Annotated in this window: 19 protein-coding genes; 11 read left to right on the plus strand and 8 right to left on the minus strand. The window is 70.6% G+C overall.

Annotation, left to right across the window (positions count from 1 at the left end):
* Positions 1–31: 31 nt before the first annotated feature.
* Positions 32–1,489 carry an amino acid permease gene (locus tag ACIF6L_RS23635; protein ID WP_396486672.1) on the minus strand — a complete coding sequence of 486 codons (1,458 nt, stop codon included), beginning with the start codon at positions 1,487–1,489 and terminating at the stop codon, positions 32–34.
* Between the two features lie 274 nt (positions 1,490–1,763).
* Between ACIF6L_RS23635 and ACIF6L_RS23640 the strand changes: the two genes are divergently transcribed.
* Positions 1,764–3,041: a metallophosphoesterase gene (locus tag ACIF6L_RS23640; protein ID WP_396486751.1), complete on the plus strand. Its 1,278-nt coding sequence runs from the start codon at positions 1,764–1,766 to the stop codon at positions 3,039–3,041.
* 33 nt (positions 3,042–3,074) lie between these two features.
* Here the strand turns inward: ACIF6L_RS23640 and ACIF6L_RS23645 are convergent, their stop codons facing one another.
* Together ACIF6L_RS23645 and ACIF6L_RS23650 are read right to left on the minus strand one after the other, a co-directional pair.
* Positions 3,075–5,324, minus strand: a complete 2,250-nt coding sequence (locus ACIF6L_RS23645; RefSeq protein WP_396486671.1) for an MMPL family transporter — start codon at positions 5,322–5,324, stop codon at positions 3,075–3,077.
* A gap of 180 nt (positions 5,325–5,504) precedes the next feature.
* Positions 5,505–5,714 carry a hypothetical protein gene (locus ACIF6L_RS23650; protein ID WP_329486472.1) on the minus strand — a complete coding sequence of 70 codons (210 nt, stop codon included), beginning with the start codon at positions 5,712–5,714 and terminating at the stop codon, positions 5,505–5,507.
* 155 nt (positions 5,715–5,869) lie between these two features.
* On the opposite strand from ACIF6L_RS23650, the gene ACIF6L_RS23655 reads away from it, so the two are divergent.
* Both ACIF6L_RS23655 and ACIF6L_RS23660 read left to right on the plus strand, forming a co-directional pair.
* Positions 5,870–6,940, plus strand: coding sequence for a Ku protein (locus tag ACIF6L_RS23655; RefSeq protein ID WP_396486670.1), 1,071 nt, complete (start codon positions 5,870–5,872; stop codon positions 6,938–6,940).
* Between the two features lie 52 nt (positions 6,941–6,992).
* Positions 6,993–7,274 (plus strand): hypothetical protein, encoded by a 282-nt coding sequence (locus ACIF6L_RS23660; RefSeq protein WP_329486470.1) that lies wholly within the window; start codon positions 6,993–6,995, stop codon positions 7,272–7,274.
* Positions 7,275–7,317: 43 nt separating this feature from the next.
* Here the strand turns inward: ACIF6L_RS23660 and ACIF6L_RS23665 are convergent, their stop codons facing one another.
* Positions 7,318–8,706 carry an NADP-dependent succinic semialdehyde dehydrogenase gene (locus tag ACIF6L_RS23665; RefSeq protein WP_359803878.1) on the minus strand — a complete coding sequence of 463 codons (1,389 nt, stop codon included), beginning with the start codon at positions 8,704–8,706 and terminating at the stop codon, positions 7,318–7,320.
* Positions 8,707–8,830: 124 nt separating this feature from the next.
* Positions 8,831–9,115 (minus strand): DUF6158 family protein, encoded by a 285-nt coding sequence (locus tag ACIF6L_RS23670; protein ID WP_396486669.1) that lies wholly within the window; start codon positions 9,113–9,115, stop codon positions 8,831–8,833.
* A 242-nt stretch (positions 9,116–9,357) separates the two neighbouring features.
* On the opposite strand from ACIF6L_RS23670, the gene ACIF6L_RS23675 reads away from it, so the two are divergent.
* Positions 9,358–10,356 (plus strand): adenosine deaminase, encoded by a 999-nt coding sequence (locus tag ACIF6L_RS23675; RefSeq protein WP_396486668.1) that lies wholly within the window; start codon positions 9,358–9,360, stop codon positions 10,354–10,356.
* 2,071 nt (positions 10,357–12,427) lie between these two features.
* On the opposite strand, the gene ACIF6L_RS23680 is transcribed toward ACIF6L_RS23675, so the two are convergent.
* A complete protein-coding gene (locus ACIF6L_RS23680) occupies positions 12,428–13,345 on the minus strand; it encodes a hypothetical protein (protein WP_396486667.1) in 918 nt (305 codons plus the stop codon).
* Positions 13,346–13,905: 560 nt separating this feature from the next.
* On the opposite strand from ACIF6L_RS23680, the gene ACIF6L_RS23685 reads away from it, so the two are divergent.
* Positions 13,906–14,340 (plus strand): GntR family transcriptional regulator, encoded by a 435-nt coding sequence (locus tag ACIF6L_RS23685; protein WP_396486666.1) that lies wholly within the window; start codon positions 13,906–13,908, stop codon positions 14,338–14,340.
* Positions 14,333–14,914: an HD domain-containing protein gene (locus ACIF6L_RS23690; RefSeq protein ID WP_396486665.1), complete on the plus strand. Its 582-nt coding sequence runs from the start codon at positions 14,333–14,335 to the stop codon at positions 14,912–14,914. Before ACIF6L_RS23685 ends, ACIF6L_RS23690 begins: the two co-directional genes overlap by 8 nt.
* Here ACIF6L_RS23690 and ACIF6L_RS23695 read toward each other — a convergent pair.
* Positions 14,911–15,384: an NUDIX domain-containing protein gene (locus ACIF6L_RS23695; protein WP_396486664.1), complete on the minus strand. Its 474-nt coding sequence runs from the start codon at positions 15,382–15,384 to the stop codon at positions 14,911–14,913. The two genes, ACIF6L_RS23690 and ACIF6L_RS23695, sit on opposite strands and share 4 nt — an antisense overlap.
* Positions 15,381–16,154, minus strand: a complete 774-nt coding sequence (locus ACIF6L_RS23700) for a helix-turn-helix domain-containing protein (RefSeq protein ID WP_396486663.1) — start codon at positions 16,152–16,154, stop codon at positions 15,381–15,383. Before ACIF6L_RS23700 ends, ACIF6L_RS23695 begins: the two co-directional genes overlap by 4 nt.
* Positions 16,155–17,111: 957 nt before the next feature.
* Here ACIF6L_RS23700 and ACIF6L_RS23705 point away from each other — a divergent pair.
* Genes ACIF6L_RS23705 through ACIF6L_RS23725 form a run of 5 tightly spaced genes read left to right on the plus strand, consistent with a single transcriptional unit; the run spans position 17,112 to position 19,450 of the window.
* Entirely contained in the window at positions 17,112–17,441 is a 330-nt protein-coding gene (locus ACIF6L_RS23705; RefSeq protein WP_359803415.1) for a hypothetical protein, read from the plus strand.
* Positions 17,438–17,686: a hypothetical protein gene (locus tag ACIF6L_RS23710; protein ID WP_396486662.1), complete on the plus strand. Its 249-nt coding sequence runs from the start codon at positions 17,438–17,440 to the stop codon at positions 17,684–17,686. The genes ACIF6L_RS23705 and ACIF6L_RS23710 overlap by 4 nt, the downstream gene beginning before the upstream one ends.
* Positions 17,683–18,021, plus strand: coding sequence for a WhiB family transcriptional regulator (locus ACIF6L_RS23715; RefSeq protein WP_396486661.1), 339 nt, complete (start codon positions 17,683–17,685; stop codon positions 18,019–18,021). Before ACIF6L_RS23710 ends, ACIF6L_RS23715 begins: the two co-directional genes overlap by 4 nt.
* Positions 18,021–18,287, plus strand: a complete 267-nt coding sequence (locus tag ACIF6L_RS23720) for a hypothetical protein (protein WP_396486660.1) — start codon at positions 18,021–18,023, stop codon at positions 18,285–18,287. The genes ACIF6L_RS23715 and ACIF6L_RS23720 overlap by 1 nt, the downstream gene beginning before the upstream one ends.
* Positions 18,284–19,450 carry a hypothetical protein gene (locus ACIF6L_RS23725; RefSeq protein ID WP_396486659.1) on the plus strand — a complete coding sequence of 389 codons (1,167 nt, stop codon included), beginning with the start codon at positions 18,284–18,286 and terminating at the stop codon, positions 19,448–19,450. The genes ACIF6L_RS23720 and ACIF6L_RS23725 overlap by 4 nt, the downstream gene beginning before the upstream one ends.
* Positions 19,451–19,479 lie beyond the last annotated feature (29 nt).

Genomic DNA, 19,479 nt, shown 5'->3' on the forward strand with positions numbered 1-19,479 from the left:
CCCGGGCCCGGCGTGCGGGCGGCGCGACGGCTCAGGCAGCCGGCGTCACTGCCGCAGCCCGTCGCCTGCGGCCCACCACGGCCGATGCCGTCAGCACGATGGCTGCGGCGACCAGCGACAGGTACATCTGCTTCCGCCCGTCGGCGTCGGTGAACATGTACGCCATCACGAAGCCGATCATGCCGATCGCGGTCCAGGTGAGGTAGGGGTACAGCCACATCCGGACGGTCAGGCGCTCGGGCGTCTCGCGCTCGATGATCTTGCGCATCCTCAACTGGGAGAAGCAGATCACGAGCCAGACGAAGAGCGCCACCGCGCCGGAGGAGTTGAGCAGGAAGGAGAAGACGGTGTCGGGGGAGGTGTAGTTGAAGAACACCGCCACGAAGCCGAAGACCACCGAGACGAGGATCGCGATCCGCGGCACGCCGCGGCTGGTCACCGAGGCGAAGGCCTTGGGGGCGTCGCCGCGCTGGCCCAGCGAGAAGGCCATCCGGGAAGCGGTGTACATCCCCGAGTTGAGGCAGGAGAGCACGGCGGTCAGCACGATCACGTCCATCACCTGGCCGGCGCCCGGGATGCCGACGTGCTCCAGCACGGCGACGTAGGGGCTGCCCTTGACGGCCGCCGAGTCCCACGGGAGCAGGGTCACGACCAGCAGGATCGAACCCAGGTAGAAGATGCCGATGCGCCAGATCACACTGTTGGTGGCCTTGCTGACCGCCTTCTCCGGGTCCTCCGACTCGCCGGCGGCCAGGGTGACGATCTCGCTGCCCATGAAGGCGAAGACCACGGTGAGCATGCCGGTGAAGACCGCGCCCACACCGTGCGGGAGGAAGCCGCCGTGGCCGGTCAGGTTCTCCGTGCCGACCGGGTGGGTGCCGGGCAGCAGCCCGAACGCGGCGAGCGTGCCGATCACCAGGAAGGCGGCGATCGCCACCACCTTGATGCCTGCGAACCAGAACTCGAACTCGCCGTAGGAGGCCACCGAGAAGAGGTTGGTGGCGGTCAGCACCGCCATCACGATCAGTGCGAACGCCCACTGCGGCACGCCGGGCACCCAGTTGTTGAGGATCTTCGCCCCGGCGGTGGCCTCGACGGCCAGCACCACGACCCAGAAGAACCAGTACAGCCAGCCGATCGAGAAGCCGGCCCAGCGGCCGAGCGCCCGGTCGGCGTAGGCCGAGAACGATCCGCTCTGCGGATCGGCCGCCGCCATCTCACCGAGCATCCGCATGACCAGGACGACCAGCACGCCGGCGAGGGTGTAGGAGAGCAGGATGCCGGGGCCGGTGGCCGCGATGCCCGCGCCGGAGCCCACGAACAGGCCGGCGCCGATCACGCCGCCGATCGCGATCATCGACAGGTGGCGGTTCTTGAGCCCGGCCTTCAGGTGCCCGTCGGCGCCCTGACCGTGCTGGAGCTGCTTCTGCTGCTGCGGAGCGGCATCGGCCGGCGGCGAGCCGGCCGAGGTGGTGGTTTCCGCACTCATCGAGGGTGCCCTGTGCCTTTCCCGCGCGGCTGCCCCTCGGCTCGAACGCCGGAGGGTGGGGGACGGACCCGCGCATTGCGGTGCAACTTAACTTCTACCTACGAGTATCGGAACAAGGCCTTCGGAAATGTTCGCTCAGCGGACACAAAGCGCCAGGTCAGAGCGGGTGGACCGGGGTGGTGGAAAGCTCAAATCTGACACAGCGCCAGCCGGTCCGGCGGCCTCGGGGGCCGTCGTCGGCGCCGGCCGGGCGGGCGTTCATACTGGCGGCGTGATGATCGTCCTCGTGGTGATCGGCGTCCTCGCCGTCCTGGCCGTGCTGGCCCTCGCGCACTGGTACCTCTGGCGGCGCCTGGTGCGCGACGTCTCCGCTCCCGGCGGTCGGTGGCGCCGGGCGGGCACCGTGCTGGCCGTCGTGCTGCCGCTGCTCTCGCTGGGCGCGCTGGTCGGCGGGCGGGGGTTGCCGATGTCCGTCGAGCGCTGGCTGGCCTGGCCGGGCTACCTCTGGCTGGCGGTGCTGCTCTACCTGCTGATGGCGGTGGCGGTCGGCGAGGCCCTCCGCCCGCTGCTGCTCCGGCTGCCGCGGCCGCGAGCGGTGACCCCGCCGGAGCCCGTGGCCGCCCCCGCATCCGCGTCCGCCCCCGCATCCGCGTCCGCCCCCGCGGCGGCGGACGGCGACGGAGCCGAGCCGGCCGCCGCCGAGCCGGTGCCGACCACCGCGCCCTCGCCCGGGCGCCGGCTCTTCGTCGCCCGGACGCTCGCGATCGGCGCCTCCGGCGCGGCGGCCGCCGTGGTCGGCACCGGCACCTACGGGGTGCTGCGCGGGCCGCGTCTGAAGCAGGTCACCGTGCCGCTGGCGAAGCTGCCCGCGCGGGCGCACGGCTACCGGATCGCCGTGGTCAGCGACATCCACCTGGGCCCGATCCTCGGGCGCGAGCACACCCGGCGGATCGTCGACACGATCAACGGCGCGCAGCCCGACCTGATCGCGATCGTCGGTGACCTGGTGGACGGCTCGGTCGCCGAACTCGGGCGTGCGGCGGAGCCGCTGGCGCAGCTGCGGGCGCGGGACGGCGCGTACTTCGTCACCGGCAACCACGAGTACTTCTCCGGCGCGGCCCCGTGGGTGGACTTCGTCCGCGAGCTGGGCGTCCACCCGCTGCAGAACGCCCGGGTGGAGCTCGCCGGGTTCGACCTGGCCGGGGTCAACGACATCGCCGGGCGCACCGAGGGCGACGGCCCGGACTTCGACAAGGCGCTCGGCGACCGCGACCGGGCCCGCACCTCGGTGCTGCTCTCGCACCAGCCGGTCACCATCCACGACGCCGTCCGGCACGGCGTCGACCTCCAGCTCTCCGGCCACACCCACGGCGGCCAGCTCTGGCCGGGCAACTACCTGGCCGAACTGGCCAACCCCACCGTCGCCGGCCTGGAGCGGTACGGCGACACCCAGCTGTACGTGACCCGTGGGGCCGGGGCATGGGGCCCGCCGGTCCGGGTCGGCGCGCCGTCCGACATCACCATCGTCACGCTGGCCTCGCTCCAGGCCTGATCCGGGCGGCCCGGCCCGCCCGCCCCGCCACCCTCAGGCCCGCTCGCCCTCGCCCTCGGTGTCGAGGTGCGGGAGCACCCGGTCCAGGAAGCGGGGCGTCCACCAGGCGGCGGGGCCCAGCAGGGTCATCACGGCCGGGACCAGGAGCAGCCGGACCACGGTGGCGTCGATCAGCACGCTGACGGCCAGCCCGAGGCCCATCATCTTGATCACGATGTTGTCGCTCACGATGAAGGCGGCGAACACGCTGACCATGATCAGCGCCGCGCAGGTGATCACCCGGGCGGTGATCTCCAGGGCGTGGGCCACGCTGCCCCGGCTGTCCCCGGTGCTCAGCCAGGCCTCGTGCACCCGGGAGAGCAGGAAGATCTCGTAGTCCATGCTGAGGCCGAAGACGATGGCGAACATCATCATCGGGACGTAGCTCTCGATCGGGACCGTTCCGGCGACCCCCAGTGCGGGCCCGCCCCAGCCCCACTGGAAGACCGCCACCAGGACGCCGTAGGAGGCGGCGATGGAGATCAGGTTGAGCACGGCCGCCTTCACCGCGATCAGCAGGCCCCGGAAGACGGCCAGGATGATCAGGAAGGCCAGGCCGACCACCACCGCGATGATCGGCAGCAGCCGGGCGGCCACGATGTCGGCGAACTCCACCTGGGCGGCCGTCGTGCCGGTCACATAGGTCTTGGCGCCGCTCCCCGCCACGGCCTGCGGCAGGACGGTGCCGGAGAGGTGCCCGACCAGCTGGGTGGTCTGCTCGTCCTGCGGCCGCTGGGCGGGGGTGACGGTGTCGAACAGCACGTCACCGTCGGAGCTGGTCTGGAGCGGGGTGACGCCGGAGGCGTCGGGCGTGCCGGCCAGCGCCTGCTGCACGGAGCTCAGCAGCGCCGGCCGGGCGTCGGCCGCGACGGCGCTCTGGTCGACGACCACGGTGATCGGGCCGTTGGAGCCGGGGCCGAAGGCGTCGGACATCAGGTCGAAGGCGCGCCGGTCGGTGAAGGTGGTCGGGTCGGCCCCGTCGTCGATGTGGCCGAGCTGGATGGAGAAGAGCGGGATGGCGAGGACGCCGACGACGACCACCCCGGCGGCCAGGAACCACCACGGGCGGCGCTCCACCCGCTGGGCGTAGCGGTGCCACGTCCCGGTGATCTCCTCGCCGGGCGCGACCCCGGTCTCGGCGACCGGCGAATGCACCGTCCAGCGGTCCATCCGGCGGCCGATCAGGCCCATCAGGGCCGGGAGCAGGGTGAGTGCGGCGAGGACGGCGGAGATCACCGTCACCCCCGCGGCGGCGCCGAGCTTGGCGATGAAGTTGACCCGGGAGACGACCAGACCGGCCAGCGCGATCACCACGGTGCAGCCGGAGACCAGCACCGCCCGGCCGCTGGTCGCCACGGCGTGCCCGGCGGAGGCCACCGGGTCCTTGCCGTCCATCAGGCCCTGTCGGTGCCGGGTGAGCAGGAAGAGCGCGTAGTCGATGCCGACGCCGATGCCGATCATGGTCGCCAGGGTGGGGGCGACCGTGGCGAAGGTGGTGGCGGCGGCCAGCAGGCCGAGCACCCCGAGGCCGACGACGGCCCCGATCAGGGCGGTGACCAGCGGCAGGCCGGCCGCGATCACGCTGCCGAAGCCGATCAGCAGAACGACGATCGCGACCCCGAAGCCGATCAGCTCGCTGACCCGGTCGTCGGCCACCGGGCGCGCCAGTTCGCCCAGCGGCCCGCCGTACTCGACCTCCACCCCGGCCGCCCGCAACGGGGCGACGGCGGTGTCGACGCCGTCGAGGTAGTCGTCGCCGAGGGTCGTGGGGTTCACGTCGAAGCGGACGGTGAGGTAGCCGGTGAGGCCGTCCGCGGCGAGCGGTCCGCCGGGCGGGGAGGGCTGGCCGGCGGGCGGCAGCGGACTCTGCGCGGACTGCACGTGCGGCAGCGCGCTCAGCGAGCCGACCACCTGGTCGATCTGGCTCTGGAACCCGGTCAGTGACTGGCTGTCGTGGAGCACCACCTGGGAGCTGGTGCCGCCGGCCGCCGGTTCGTGCGCCTGGAGGACGTTGCGGCCCTCCTGCGCCTGGGTGTCCGAGAGCGAGAAGTCGTCCGAGAACGTCCCGCCGACCGCCCGGTCGATCACCTGGACACCGGCCAGGGCGACCAGCCAGAGCACGATCACCAGGACCGAGTGGCGCGCGCACCACTCGCCCAGTCGCCGCAGGGCGCCGCGCCGGGGCGGTTGCGGGGGGCGGGCCGGGCCGGGGATGCGGGCGGGGCCGCCCGAGGACGAGGGCATGAACGCTCCTGGGGCCGGGGGTGACGTTCCGTCACGCCTGGTCGGGCGGGACCACGGAGTCCCGATGCTAGGGAGCGGTGCCGGGCGATCCGGGGCGATCACCCGCTGACACGCCCCGGTGCCTCCGTTCGGCGGGTCCAGCCCGGGCCCGTCGGCCCGCCCCCGCGCCCGGCCGGAGCCTCAGGCCGGGCGCAGCTCCAGCAGGACGATCCGCGCGCCCTCCGGCCGCCCGGTGAGGCGGGCGGCGAGGATCCGCGGGATGTCGCTCTCCTGCGAGTACCCGGGCACCACCGTGACCTCCGCCCGCCGGACCCCGGGCTCCCCGGCCACGGCGTACGACACGACGTACGTGGTCCGCTCGGACGGCGGGGGCGGGCGCGTCCCCGGCATGGCGCCACCTCCTCGGCTCCCGCCCATTGTCCGCCGGTCCGGCCCGGTCCGGCCCGCCGCGTCGGCCCGGACCGGGACCGTGTGGCCGATCGGGGTGAATCCGGGCACAGTGGAAATCTCCGGGAGGGGGACCGTCCGGGAAGGGGCGACACCCCATGCAGACCACCTGGAAGGGGACGATCAGCTTCGGGCTGGTCAGCATCCCCGTCCACCTGTACTCCGCGACCCAGGAGCACGACGTCCCGCTGCACCAGGTGCACGCGAAGGACGGCGGCCGGGTGCGGATGAAGCGGTACTGCGAGCAGGAGGGGAAGGAAGTCCCCTACGCGGAGATCGCCAAGGGCTACGAGTCACCCGACGGGCGGACCGTCACCCTCACCGACGAGGACCTCGCCGAGCTGCCGCTGCCCAGCAAGAAGGTCATCGACGTGCTGGCGTTCGTGGACGCGGCCGAGATCGACCCGCTGATGTTCTCCAAGGCCTACTACGTCGGTGTCGCCGACAAGGCCGCCGCCAAGCCGTACGCGCTGCTGCGCGACGCGCTCACCGAGTCCGGCCGGATCGCGGTCACCAAGATCGCGCTGCGGACCAGGGAGTCGCCGGCCGTGCTGCGGGTGCACGACGGGACGCTGGTGCTGCAGACCTGCATCTGGCCCGACGAGGTCCGCCCGGCGGCCGGGATCGCGCCCGACGAGCAGGTGACCGTGCGGCCGCAGGAGCTGAAGATGGCCCGCTCGCTGATGGACACGCTCTCCGAGGACTTCGACCTCTCCCAGCTCCACGACGACTACCAGCAGGCGCTGCAGCAGGTCATCGAGGCCCGGATCCAGGGCGTCGAGGTGCCGCACGAGGAGGAGTCCGGCGAGGCTCCGGACAACGTCATCGATCTGATGGCGGCGCTGCGCAGCAGTCTCAAGGAGGCCAAGGGCGCCCACCGCGGCCGCCGGGCCGGGCCGGGCGCCGAACCGGAGGCCGGCCCGGCGGTGGAGGAGCCGCCCCCGGTGGTGGCCCCGGCACCCCGCAAGCGCGCGCCCGCCGGGAAGGCGCCGGCCGAAAAGGCGGCGGCCAAGAAGGCGGCGGCTCCCAGGACGGCCACCGGCCGGGCCACCGCGGACCGGGCCGCCACCAGGGCCGCCACCAGGGCCGCGGCCGGCACCGCGAAGCCGGCCGCGGCCGCGAAGAAGACCACCAGCAGGAAGTCCGCAGCTCCCCGCAAGGTCTCGTGAGGCCTTGGTGAGCTGATCACCGGCAGTCCCCGACGTCCGGAGGCGATCCCAGATGGACCTACTGACCTACAAGGCGCTCGACACCGGCCCCGACGCGCCGCGGCACCCGAGCCTGGCGCACCGGGCCTGGCACGGCCTGCTCAGCCTCGGTCCGACGGCCGTGGTGCTGATGCTCGCGCTCTCGCTCGGCCTCGGCGCCGTCGGGTCCCAGGTGACCTCGCTGCCCTGGCTGATCGTCTTCAGCATCGTGTGGGGCGTCACGCTGATCGCGCTGTGCGGCATGGTCGCCCGGTGGATGACGCCCGGCCAGGGCAGGCACCGGATGGCCGCCTGACCCGGGCCGGGGCGGGGCCCGGACGGCCCCGCCCCGGCCGCCGTCAGGCCACCCAGACGGTGGTGATGTTGCAGAACTCCCGGATCCCGTGGCCGCTCAGCTCGCGCCCGAAGCCCGAGCGCTTGACGCCGCCGAACGGCAGGGCCGGGTGCGAGGCGGTCATGCCGTTGAAGAACACCCCGCCGGCCTGGATGTCCCGGACGAAGCGCTCCTGCTCGGCCGGGTCGGTGGTCCAGACGTTGGAGCTGAGCCCGAAGGGCGTGTCGTTGGCCAGCGCCACCGCCTCGTCCAGGTCGGCGGCCTCGTAGACGGTGGCGACCGGGCCGAAGGTCTCCTCCAGATGGATCCGCATCGCCGGGGTGATGCCGGTCAGCACCGTCGGCTCGTAGAACCAGCCGGCCTCCCGGCCCGCGGGGCGGCGGCCGCCGCACTCCACGCCGGCCCCGTGCGCCCGGGCGTCCTCGACCAGCTCCTCCAGGTCGTCCCGCCCCTGGCTGCTGGCCATCGGGCCGACCTCGGTCGCCTCCTCCATCGGATCGCCGACGGTCAGCGCCCGCATGGCCGCGGTGAACGCCTCGGTGAACGGCCGGTACACGGCGGTGTGCACGATGAAGCGCTTGGCGGCGATGCAGGACTGCCCGTTGTTCTGCACCCGGGCCCGGACGGCGGTGGCCACGGCGGCGTCCAGGTCGGCGCTCGGCAGGACCACGAACGGGTCGCTGCCGCCCAGCTCCAGCACGGCCTTCTTCACCTCGTCCGCGGCCGTCGCCGCCACCGCCCGCCCGGCGGGCTCGCTGCCGGTCAGTGTCACCGCCGCCACCCGGCGGTCGCGGATCACGCCCTCCACCGCGCCCGAGCCGATCAGCAGGGTCTGGAAGCAGCCCTCCGGGAACCCGGCCCGGCGGAACAGCTCCTCCAGGGCCACCGCCGTCCGGGGGACGTTGGACGCGTGCTTCAGCAGGCCGACGTTGCCCGCCATCAGGGCCGGCGCGGCGAACCGGATCACCTGCCAGAACGGGAAGTTCCACGGCATCACGGCCAGCACCGCCCCGATCGGGCGGTAGCGGACGTAGGCCCGGGCGGCGCCGGAGTCGGCGACGTCGGCCGGGGCGGGGTGCTCGTCGGCGAGCAGCCCCTCGGCGTTCTCGGCGTACCAGCGCATCGCCTTCGCGCACTTGGCGGCCTCGGCGCGGGCGGCCGCCAGCGGCTTGCCCATCTCCTCGGTCATCGTGCGGGCGACGGACTCCAGGTCCGCGTCCAGCAGGTCGGCGGCGCGGCGCAGCAGCTCGGCGCGGTACGCGAAGGAGGTGGTGCGGTAGGACTGGAACGCCGCCTCGGCGCGGGCCAGCCGCTGCTCGATGCCGGCGGCGTCCAGCGCTTCGAAGGTCTCCAGGGTCTCGCCGGTCGCGGGGTTGACGCTTGCGATGGCCATGCGGTGGGCTCCCAGGTGTCCGTGGGGGATTGCTCCGGAGTCGTTGCTCCACCCTGGCCGACACCCCGCCCCGAGCGCACCACCGCCGCCCGGCGTGTCCCGCCGGACGCCGGCCGCCGCGGCCTCACTCCGGCAGCGACTCCACCCGCGCCGCGGCCTCCCGGGCGCGGGCGCCCGCCCTGGTCCGGCCGGCCGTGACCAGCCGGTTCGGGAACCGGTGCAGGTACTCCGCCTCCAGCTGCCCGGTCCGCAGGGTGTGCCGCTTCAGGGCCTCCTCCGACCCGTACAGGAAGGTCTCGTGCCTGGTCCGGTGCAGCTGCTCCAGCTCGCGCAGCAGGGTGTCGTTGCCCAGGGCGTGCGGGGAGATCCCCGCGGGCCTGGTGTGCGGAGCGTCGTCCGGGTGCCGCATGGTCCACTACCTCCTCGGCGCGAATCCCCCCGTACCCGGGTGCCCCCGACCGCGGCCGGTACACCGGCGTGCCGAGGGGACTCCCGTACCGGCAGTGTCGTCGCCCCCGGGGGCTTTCGCGAGGCGTGCGGCCCGGCCGCCGCCCCACGGGGGCCCGGCGAGGTGGTGATCGGGTGACCGGATCGTACGATGACTATCCCGACGTCCCTTTCTTTCCCTCCCAGAACTCGGAACGATCACCCATGCCGCTGCCCAAGGCCGAACTCCACCTGCACATCGAAGGCACCCTGGAGCCGGAACTCGCCTTCGCGCTCGCCGCGCGCAACGGCGTCACGCTCCCGTACGCCGACACCGAGGAGCTCCGCCGGGCCTACTCCTTCAGCGACCTGCAGTCCTTCCTGGACCTCTACTACGCGCTGATGACGGTGCTGCGCACCGAGGCGGACTTCGCCGACCTCGCCGACGCGTACCTGGCCCGGGCCGCCGGGCAGGGGGTGCGGCACGCCGAGATCTTCTTCGACCCGCAGGCGCACACCGCCCGCGGGGTGCCGCTGGACGTGGTGGTGGAGGGCCTCGGGCGGGCCCTGGACCGCGGCGAGGAGCGGTACGGCGTCAGCACCCGGCTGATCATGTGCTTCCTGCGGGACGAGTCCGCCGAGTCCGCGCTGGAGACCTTCGAGGCCGCCCGGCCGCACTTCGGCCGGATCACCGGGATCGGACTCGACTCGGCGGAGGTCGGGAACCCGCCGGCCAAGTTCCGCGAGGTCTACCGGCGCGCCGCCGAGGCCGGGCTGCACCGGGTCGCCCACGCGGGGGAGGAGGGCCCGGCCTCGTACGTCACCGAGGCCCTGGACGTCCTCGGGGTCGAGCGGATCGACCACGGTCTGCGCTGCCTGGAGGACCCGGCGCTGGTCGACCGCCTGGTCCGCGAGCAGATCCCGCTCACCCTCTGCCCGCTCTCCAACGTGCGCCTGCGCTGCGTCGACACGCTGGCCGACCACCCGCTGCCGGCCATGCTCGCGGCCGGCCTGCTGGTGACCGTCAACTCCGACGACCCGGCGTACTTCGGCGGCTACGTCGACGACAACTTCCGTGCGGTGGCCGGGGCCCTCGCGCTCGCGCCCGAGACGCTGCGCCTGCTCGCCGCCAACTCCTTCCGCGCCTCGTTCCTGGACGAGGACCGCCGGGCGGCGCTGCTGGCCGAGGTGGCGGCCTACGCGTTCGAGCCGGCCGGCGTCTGAGCCCCGACTCCGGGGGCATCGAATCCGGAGGCACCGGCTCCGGGCCGCGACGGGCCCGGAGCCGGTGGGAGGCTCAGACCAGCGTGCGCCAGTAGTACCAGGAGTGACGTGCCGCTGGCGTGACCAGCGGCTAGGTAACGGCGCGTGGCGATGACCTGTGATGACGCGACCGTTGACTGTCAGCGTCGCGCAGTGCTGGGCACCCTCGTACGGCCCACAGACGGCCCAGAATGGGGACACCTCGTTGGGGCCGGTCGTATCCGCCTGCGCGTACGAGTGATCGTCCGCGAGGAGGACACCCGTAGCACTCATGCCCGCAGATCTCACCGGAGAGACCAGGAAACTGGTTCACCACGGAGGGGTTGCCTCACGGCTGTCACTGCGTTGTCACAGCCAAACTCACTGCTCAGGACCTGTGCAGTGACAGAGTGACAGCTGTGACAGTGAGGGTATATAGGGCTGTCACACGGCACCTGCAATCGGCACGGTGTGGCGCTACCGCCATGAGTCGGCTGGCGCTGCGGCCTCCCACCCCGGCCCGGTGTGGAGGGGCCAGCCGGGCTCGAGCCGGGCCGGGGTGGGACGTCATCGGAGTCGGACTCGTCTCTCTATCGCGAACCAAGTTGGGCATTCGGTCGCTCTGGCGAGTAGCACCGCCAATCTGAGTGAACAGTCCCCGAAGGTCCGTGGTTGTCCGCCAGCGGGCGGGGCCGTTGTAGCGCAGTCAGACACTCAGTCCTGTGCCGGGTCTGCTGGAGCTGTCTCCTCGACCTTCGGCGATGTGCCGGGCCAGGTCGTCCATTACGCCCGAGATGACCGGTTCGACGTGCTGGTCTGCCAACGCCTGTACGAGTTGCCTTCGCGCACCGTTAACGGAGCGCGGTAGCAACATCAACCCCTGCTCTACAAGGCTTGGCGTGGGGTACCGGCTCTGACCTGCATAGTGCCTGGCATGCCCGTTCCCCGGCCACCGCACCGCCGACGCCCGAACTGACCGCCGCGTACCGTCCGATCTGGCACGCCTGTGGCACGCCCAGCTAGGAAGGCGAGCAGGGCACAGCAGGGCTCACAACCCTGGTACCACACACCTCTAGCTATGACGCGTACGGCCCTGAGAAGGCCGACTGACCCCGCACAGAGGTGCGACCGCGAGGGCTGCCACCGCCGAGATAGCGGTCGGCAGGAGGTCCGCAGGCACTCGCAGGACGACCAGAACCACGACCACCATCACAACCGCCGGCCAAGCACGAGCAAGTTCGGTTGACAGCGAACGCGAGACAGATGCCAAACTCATGGGGTGCTCCTCTTGGGCATGCGTCGCCCCCATCGGTTACCAGCCACGGGGCGACGCTCTCTTTGTTGAAGACTTGCGGCCTGTTAGCGGCGCGATCTGAACGTTAACGGACCCCAACCCGCTGGCCGCACCCATGCGGTCGTTACAGGCCGCCGCGCGGATTCTCTATTGCGCGCGCAATAGAGAATGCCCAGCTCAGGGGCCCCAGAGGGGCGTTTAAGCTGGTAGCCGCAGCGAAACTGTAACGCCCGAGCACCGCCGTACCAGTACGACGCATTGCGACGCTTCTAGCTATTGCGAGATCCTGCGAGGTGAGACTGGATCGGAATTGGCCTGATCTCGCTGGTTCATCAGAGATGAGAGACGAGCCGCCGCTCAGCGCGCGGGTGGTGGAGTCTCAATGGCTGACGTCAAGCCACGCCGAGCACGCCCTGAGCTTGGGAATCTCATCCACTGCGGCAGCCGACAGCGCCTCCCACGTGCAGTTATGGGCTCGGCGACCCCTCGTAACCAGCATCCGACCGGGCTCACTGTTGACCGCCATCTACCGCCTGCCTCCGCCCCTTAAGACATGGCTGGGGCACGGCAACAGGGTGGCGAGGCGTCGTCAGATCGCGGTCAGGCCGGGAGGGGTAGTCGTCGGGTCGCGGGTCACAAACGGACTCAACGAATCGCTCTTCGCAGGCGCCCGCACAGGGTCACCATGGCTACATATTGCCCGATCGGGGGTGCGGTCGCCGACTTATCCTCGCGGGCAGTTCAGCAGTAAGGCAACAGCTAACATGAGACGGTTTCTATCACGGAGCGCATATAGGCAGCTGCGACAACTGATGCATAGATCTGCCAATCGTCATTCTTAAATGAGTCACAATAGTCGACCACCCCGCGCACCACTAGATATCCAGTGCCGGCCGCCCCGTCGGAAATCCCAGAGGATTCCATTTCTACTGCGCGAATGTCGAGCTCGTCTCGCAATAGATCGCGGACTAGCGGGTCCTTCAACAGGATATTCGACGACGCTATCCGCCCATAATACAGCTTGGGGAATCCAGGTTTCCGAGCCACATCCGTGGGGTGCTGCTGCTTTCGGTAAGGGGATCTGGATCTATGAAGCACATCTTTGAAGATTTCCGGGCGGTCCACCCCAGGAATGTCAGCTGCCCGCTTCATGTGAGCTTCCCAGGGATAGCTGCCAGCCAACCTTCCGGCCTCCAGATAGCTCACAACGGCTAGCAAGGCCTGCGACGGAGGCTGCGACACTCCCCTGAGCTGGACCCCCTTGGAGGTAAGGCTAATATTGTCGTACTGAACTATGCCATAATGACTCGATACGACAATGTCGCCGAGGCGAACATGCTTCCCAGGATCGCGATGATTGGGAACTCCCCCAGCGATCCCCACCATTAGAACGTGCTCCACCGATGGAAAGCTTCTGCGGAGATTTGTTATGGTTGCAGCCGCTATGTTATTGCCAGGCTGCGTCTGAAGCGTCACTGCCGCCAGATGCGTACAGTTCCCAGACAGCGAGGGAATAGCCCCTATCTCATATATATTATGATCCCCAGAGGGTGGGTCTACCCTTCTCGGGCCGTCGAGCATAGATTTTACAGCGGCAAACTCCCTTGGCAGTGCGGTGATGATTCCGAACTTAGGATTATTGGTCACAATGCCCGCATCTATATCCATGGTCGACATCCCGGACTGTCATACGGATAGATACTTCAAAATGAATTGTCCCATGGCGTGATGTGCTATGCGACTCGAAAGCTCGTCGCGACACAATACGCTCGAAGCGCTAGAATTCGCTGATCGGTGTAGCGCGTCACTTCAGGACGGTGAGCGGGCCATGCGGGTGGTGGAGCGGTTTTGGCCGGTGTCCTGTCTGGTCTGGGTCCGAGCATGATCGGGGGGCCGTAAGCTGCTGCGACTCGGTCAGGGCTCTTCGGGCCTGACCGCAATTTGGCCGAGTGGCCCCCCGGTCTTGCTCGGTGCGGGTCCCAGTCCTGGCAGGTGGGTAAAACCGTGGAGCCTCCCGCCCCCAGCCCCGGCCGGGTTCTGGGGTCAGCCCATCTCTGCCGTCCGTCCGCCGGCGCGCCGTGCGCGCCTTGAACGCGTAGAGAAGGTCTATGCGCGTACTGCAGGGTTTAGTCCGCCCTCAGGGTTCGTGGCTGGCCGGCAGTCGGCCCGCAGGCTGGCAGCGACCCCCAGCGATCGTTCATCCTGGCTACGTATCTGCCTAAAGAACGGAGTGGCTAGTGGCTGAGCGGAGCCCGCGTGGTACCTACCTGCGGATCGCCGAGGCGATCGAGAAGGAGATCAACGGCGGCCCAACGGCGATGTTGCTCCCGTCAGAAGCTGAGCTGATGGAAACCCATGGCGTGGCGCGTACCACGGTCCGTCGCGCCTTGGACTCCCTCGCGGCCAAGGGACTCATCAGGTCACGCCCCGGAGCCGGATGGGTCGTTGTGGAGGCCGAGCACAGGCCTTCGGTGCTCGACCAGCTCACCGCCCTGGCGCGAGCACTCGCCGTCGGTGCGGACTTCCCCTCGGAGAAGGAACTCACAGCGAAGACCGGCGCGGCACGGGGCACGGTTCGACGGGCCCTTGCCCAACTGGAGGGCGCCGGCGTTCTCGAAGTGCGCCATGGAAAGGGCCGACGCGTCCGTGCCCTTCCCGCCGATCATGCCTGATCACAACCACCAAGGAGCAGCTGCAACTGTGTGGGCCTACGACCTTGCCGAGTCTCTTCTGTCCGCCGACCTTCCCCGTCGCTGGTCCCACTCGAAGGGGGTGGCGAGCAAGGCGCGCGCTCTCGCTGGCGTTCTCGGCCCGGACGCGGAGCTACTGGAGTCTGCCGCTGTCCTGCACGACGTGGGCTACTCGCCGCGGATCGTCGACACCGGCTTCCACCCGCTCGACGGCGCGCGGTTCCTGCGCGCGGAGAACGTGGACGAGCGTGTCGTGCGACTGGTCGCCCACCACTCGTGCGCGCTGCTTGAAGCAGAGGAGCGAGGTCTGAGGCGCGAGCTGGAGGAGGAGTTCCCGCTTGAGGAGCCGCATCTGGTGGACGCGCTGATCTACTGTGACATGACCACGACGCCGGACGGGATGCCGACGACGACTCCCGCCCGGATCGCTGAGATCGTGGGCCGGTACGGAACTGACAGCGTGGTCGGCCGGTTCATCCGCCGCGCCGAGCCGGAGATCGGGGCGGCCGCGCGACGGGTCGAAGGTCGGTTGCTCCAGGCTCGCATGACGGCCTAACCGATGTAGGGCTGCCCCCGGCCGGGCTCCAAGCCGTGTGTGATCCGCAGCCGCATCGAAGGGTGAATGTCCAGCTCGTTGAGGTCCGCTGGGTCTACCCAGCGGACCTCTTTCGACTCCGAACTCGTCCGCAGCTCACCGCTGACTGGTCGGGCCTTGAAGCAGATGGAGAACTGCTGCCGAACCTCTCCGTCGTCGTACGCCATGACGTGACCCGGGTCCGTGTACAGCCCCACGACGGATTCGACCTCGACCTCGATCCCCGTCTCCTCGCGCACCTCGCGGACTACCGTGTCCGCGACGGATTCCCCGATGTCGTGTCCGCCGCCGGGAAGTGCCCAGAGGTCGTTGTCGGTCTTGTGGATCAGCAACAATCGTCCCCTCTCGTCGGTCACTACTGCGGTGACCGACGGAACGACGGAGTTCGCCGGCGGGGCGGCCGGGTCGTGGAAGTAGTCGGTCCGGCTCATGCGGCGGCGTCACTTTCGAGTTGGGGCGAGGTGATGGTCCGGGATTCCTCCCAGATGCGTTCGATACTCGCCGCGTACGTGCTGAAGAGTTCCCCGCCGGGCACCTGCGAGAGGTGCAGGACCGGGGCCAGGTAGGCGCCCACACCGTAGACGTGTCCATTGACGAGCAGGTCGTCGTCGGCGCGGTAGAGCGAGTTGTAGAGCGTCGTCGAGTGGAGTCGAAACTCGACTCCGGAAATCCCGAACAGTGGCGCGTAGTTGGCCAGCGCGTTCCGGATTTTGCCTGCCATGGCAGGTCCGATTCCCTCCTCCTCGCCGCGCTGGGCAACGCCGGAACTGCTGGGATCGCCAAGCATGAGGCGGACGGGCACTCCGGCCTGGGCCTTCTCGCGGATGAGCCGAAAGAACAGTGGATCCTCGGAAAGCCAGAAGCCGGCATAGACCACCAGGTCGAAGTGCTGCGTGGCCCTCGCATAGAGCGAGGTCCACAGCTCCTTCGGTACAACGGCCCGGTGCGGGTAGAGCGTCACCAACTCGGCCCGACCAGCCTCGGCTGTGGCGCTGCTGGTCTGTTCGTCCGACCACAGATCTGACAGATCCCGCTGCAACAGATTGGCGAGCGCGTACTGGAAGCGCCGGTAGGGCCGGCGCCCGTCCTTGGCCTCCACCCAGCGCTCGACGGTCCGGGGGCTCGTTCCGAGTCGCTCGGCAATCTGCTCCATCGTCAACTTGCTCGCGAGGATCGCCCCTCGCAGCCTTTCGTTCGCCATCGCGTCCTCCCTGGACGACGTTGTGGCACTTGGACGATCTGGGACGACTCGACCGTAGCGAAGTCGGAGCGTAGTCGTCCAGGTGCGCCGTGTTCCGCCAGGCCCGGAGGGCCGAATCTAGTGATGCGCGGTCGGGGGTCTTCGGCCGAATCTCACGGAGGACTTGACGAAGCGTCGGCTTGTCGGCATCGTAAGAGACATGTTCAACATGTCTCGCATGCCGAGGCGAACGAACTGACGACCCTTCTTTGGGTTGCCTGATCTGCGCGAATGCGCCCGGAGGGGTGGCGTGACAGCCCCCTGAAGGCAGCGCCTGTCTGTTGAGAACTGAAGAGTGATCGTGCGGGACCGACGCGAGGGCGGCGGTTTGCGGTAGGCACCTAGGTTGCGTAGGTAGGCCGGGGAGTTGAACCACCGCGACACGTGCTCTCCCCCTACGCAGTGGCGTGCCACCCCTTCAGGGGTGTGGGGAAGTGCAGCGGAGTCCCAACGCACGTGGCGGATATGAGAAGACCGCCCCCGTGGTGACCGGGTGATGTCGCCGGCGGCTGCGAGCCACGCGCCACGCCCCTTGCTGGGGCGTGTGCCGCCCTGCTGGTGCTGAGCAGAGAGAGGCACCGGACCAGGCCCGAGAGACCTGACGCCCGTAGGACGGGCAATCCCCAACCGCTCGCCCCGTCAGGGGCTTTGACGCGAGGAGCCTGCCATGTGCAAGGCCCGAACCCATACCCGGCCCCGCCGCTGAACAGCGCGGTGGGGCTTGCCGAACCTTCGGTCGCATTACCAGCGATCACGGCTCCCGGCGCGCGCCACCCGCCCCGACGGGCGGCGGGTGCGCGTCGGGTTCCGCGGCTGCTCGTCGAGCGCCGATTCCCCATGCGGCTGCGGCCCCGGTGCTGTAACACCGGGGCCGCTCAGGGCCGCCCAGTCCCGTTTCGTCGAAGGGAACCACGACCCATGCGCACTATCGTCGCAGGCCAGCACGCGGCCTCCAAGGAGGAGTTCGCGGAACTGGCGCTCGGTGTCGACACCGAGCTGTTCACCGGTCCCGCCGGCCCCGAGTCCCTGACCGAGCGCGCCGCGCGGCTGGCCGCCGCCGAGGACATCCTCGATGTCCTGCGCCGGGAGGACCCGGAGCTGGCCGCCCACGCCGAGAACCTGATGCTCCACGCCGCCCAGGCGGCCGCCCCGACCGTCGAGCTGGGCCGCCTGCGTCTGGTCGTGGACGGGAACACTCGTTCGGGCAAGTACCTGCCGGCGTCGGTGTTCGGACAGGTGGCGGCATGAGCCTCACCACCGAGCGCGAGCGCGAGATCCGCGCCCTCGCGGACGACGAGTCCCGCACCACCTTCACCCTGGACGACGCCGTCGAGGACCTCCTCGCCGCGCTGGACGCGGTGCGCGACCGAATGCGGTCCATGGCCGCCAAGGTCCGCGCCGTCGCCGACGACATCGAGGCCGGCCGCACCCCCGAGGTCGCCGGCCTGCGCCGCGCCGCCCAGCTGGCCGCGATGGACGGGGTGGAGCGGTGAGCGCCCACATCGTGCGCCGCGGCGTTCGCGGCACCGTCCGTCCCACGCTGACCGGCCGCCCCGCCGAACTGGTCGCCAAGGTCGTGCTCTCGCAGGAGGGCGCTCTGCCGGGCGCCGCTTGCACCGACGTGGACCCGGACCTGTTCTTCCCGGCCGACGACGACGAGTTCTCCGAGCGCCGGGCCCGGCAGATCTGCGCCGGGTGCCCGGTGCGGGAGATGTGCCTGGCGCTGGCGATGAAGCGCCGCGAGCCCCACGGCATCTTCGGCGGCCTCGACGAGACCGAGCGCCAGGCGCTGGCCCGCAGGCAGCGCCGCGCGAGGAGGGCCGCGTGATGGCCCACACCAAGCGCCTCGGCTTCGCGGCGGTGCTGCTCGCCGTGGCCTTCCCGACCGCCGCCAGGTCCGTCCTCGTCTTCGTCTCCTCGCTCGTCGCGCTGCTGCTGGCCCACCCCTCGGCCGTCTGCGCGCTGGGAGCCGGGTTGCTGCTGGCCAGCCTGCTGCCCGCCCTGCGCCGGCGCGTCTCCCGTGCCCGCCGCCGCCGGGCGCTGCGTGGCGTGATGTCCACGATCCGTTTCGACCTCGCCGGAGGTACCCGATGAGCGTCACCGAGTTGCGGCCCAACGGCCGCTCGCGTCCGCCGGCGAAGTCGGCGTCGAAGGAGGCGGCCGAGGCCGAGGCCCTGCGGGCCAAGACCGAGGCCGCCAGGGCCGCCGCCGAGATCGGCAACCAGCTGAAGGCCGCGAAGGCGGCCGCCGAGATCGCCAGGGGCGAGGCCGAGGCCGAGGAGATCCGGCGCCAAAGCGCCGAGCGCGCCGCCGAGACCGCTCGCCGACAGGCCGAGGCCGAGGCCGCCCGCGAGAAGGCCCGCCACTCCGCCGAGCAGTGGAGGAAGTACGCGAGGGCCATCGCGATCACCTGCGTGATCGTGTCGCTGCCGCTCCAGCTGATGGCGTTCTGGTCGCCGGACGCCCCGTTCCTGCTGGCCGCGCCGCTGGTCCTGGAGGGTCTCGCGTGGGCGCTCCTCAAGGGCGCCGAGGCCGCCATCGACGAGGCCCGCCCGTCCTGGCACTACCGGGCGCTGGCGGGTGCGGTCGCGCTGTTCGCCGCCGCCGTCAACTACATGCACGGATCCGCCGAGTTCGGCCTCGGTACCGGGCTGGGCGGGGCGTTCTGCTCGCTGGCCGGCCCGATGGTGTGGGACCTGCACGAGCACGGCCGCATCCTCAAGCGCGACGGCCGCAAGTCCCGCCGCGAACGCCGAGAGGAGGCCCGCCGCCTCGCGGCCGAGGCCATCGAGAGGAAGGCCGCCGAGCAGCGCGAGGCCGACGACCGCGAGGCCCGCGAGGTGAACCGCTCCGTGCAGTGGCCGCAGGTGTGGGAGCGCGCGGTCGCCCTCGCCGCCGCGCTCGGCGAACTCCACCCCAGCGACGCCACCTGGAAGCGCGCGTGGGACGACGTCGAGGGCGCCACCCTCGGCGACACCGCCGCTTCCATCGCCACCCGCGTGGCCGCCAAGGCCGCCGTGAAGGACGCCGCTAACGACCCGGCAAAGCAGACCGAAAGGGTCGAAAAGCCGCAGGTCGAATCCCAGGTGGTCACCCCCGCGAAGAGCACGCGCGTGCGGACGCCGGACGGGCGCCGCAACAACGGCGGGACCCCGCCGGTGCGCCGCGCCGGCGACACCCTCGGCTACTCGCCCGTCGCCCGCCGCGCCATGTCCCTGGCCGCCCGCAACCAGCGGCAGACCCGCGCCGCCGGCTGACCTCCGCCACCACCCGAACGCGACCGACC

This window comes from Kitasatospora sp. NPDC086009 (assembly GCF_044540385.1).
GTDB lineage: Bacteria > Actinomycetota > Actinomycetes > Streptomycetales > Streptomycetaceae > Kitasatospora.

Excerpts from the sequence above, each read along its gene's own strand:
- ACIF6L_RS23635 (WP_396486672.1), bottom strand. The coding sequence starts at position 1,489 with ATGAGTGCGGAAACCACCACCTCGGCCGGCTCGCCGCCGGCCGATGCC.
- ACIF6L_RS23640 (WP_396486751.1), top strand. The coding sequence starts at position 1,764 with ATGATCGTCCTCGTGGTGATCGGCGTCCTCGCCGTCCTGGCCGTGCTG.
- ACIF6L_RS23645 (WP_396486671.1), bottom strand. The coding sequence starts at position 5,324 with ATGCCCTCGTCCTCGGGCGGCCCCGCCCGCATCCCCGGCCCGGCCCGC.
- ACIF6L_RS23650 (WP_329486472.1), bottom strand. The coding sequence starts at position 5,714 with ATGCCGGGGACGCGCCCGCCCCCGCCGTCCGAGCGGACCACGTACGTC.
- ACIF6L_RS23655 (WP_396486670.1), top strand. The coding sequence starts at position 5,870 with ATGCAGACCACCTGGAAGGGGACGATCAGCTTCGGGCTGGTCAGCATC.
- ACIF6L_RS23660 (WP_329486470.1), top strand. The coding sequence starts at position 6,993 with ATGGACCTACTGACCTACAAGGCGCTCGACACCGGCCCCGACGCGCCG.
- ACIF6L_RS23665 (WP_359803878.1), bottom strand. The coding sequence starts at position 8,706 with ATGGCCATCGCAAGCGTCAACCCCGCGACCGGCGAGACCCTGGAGACC.
- ACIF6L_RS23670 (WP_396486669.1), bottom strand. The coding sequence starts at position 9,115 with ATGCGGCACCCGGACGACGCTCCGCACACCAGGCCCGCGGGGATCTCC.
- ACIF6L_RS23675 (WP_396486668.1), top strand. The coding sequence starts at position 9,358 with ATGCCGCTGCCCAAGGCCGAACTCCACCTGCACATCGAAGGCACCCTG.
- ACIF6L_RS23680 (WP_396486667.1), bottom strand. The coding sequence starts at position 13,345 with ATGTCGACCATGGATATAGATGCGGGCATTGTGACCAATAATCCTAAG.
- ACIF6L_RS23690 (WP_396486665.1), top strand. The coding sequence starts at position 14,333 with ATGCCTGATCACAACCACCAAGGAGCAGCTGCAACTGTGTGGGCCTAC.
- ACIF6L_RS23695 (WP_396486664.1), bottom strand. The coding sequence starts at position 15,384 with ATGAGCCGGACCGACTACTTCCACGACCCGGCCGCCCCGCCGGCGAAC.
- ACIF6L_RS23700 (WP_396486663.1), bottom strand. The coding sequence starts at position 16,154 with ATGGCGAACGAAAGGCTGCGAGGGGCGATCCTCGCGAGCAAGTTGACG.
- ACIF6L_RS23705 (WP_359803415.1), top strand. The coding sequence starts at position 17,112 with ATGCGCACTATCGTCGCAGGCCAGCACGCGGCCTCCAAGGAGGAGTTC.
- ACIF6L_RS23710 (WP_396486662.1), top strand. The coding sequence starts at position 17,438 with ATGAGCCTCACCACCGAGCGCGAGCGCGAGATCCGCGCCCTCGCGGAC.
- ACIF6L_RS23720 (WP_396486660.1), top strand. The coding sequence starts at position 18,021 with ATGGCCCACACCAAGCGCCTCGGCTTCGCGGCGGTGCTGCTCGCCGTG.
- ACIF6L_RS23725 (WP_396486659.1), top strand. The coding sequence starts at position 18,284 with ATGAGCGTCACCGAGTTGCGGCCCAACGGCCGCTCGCGTCCGCCGGCG.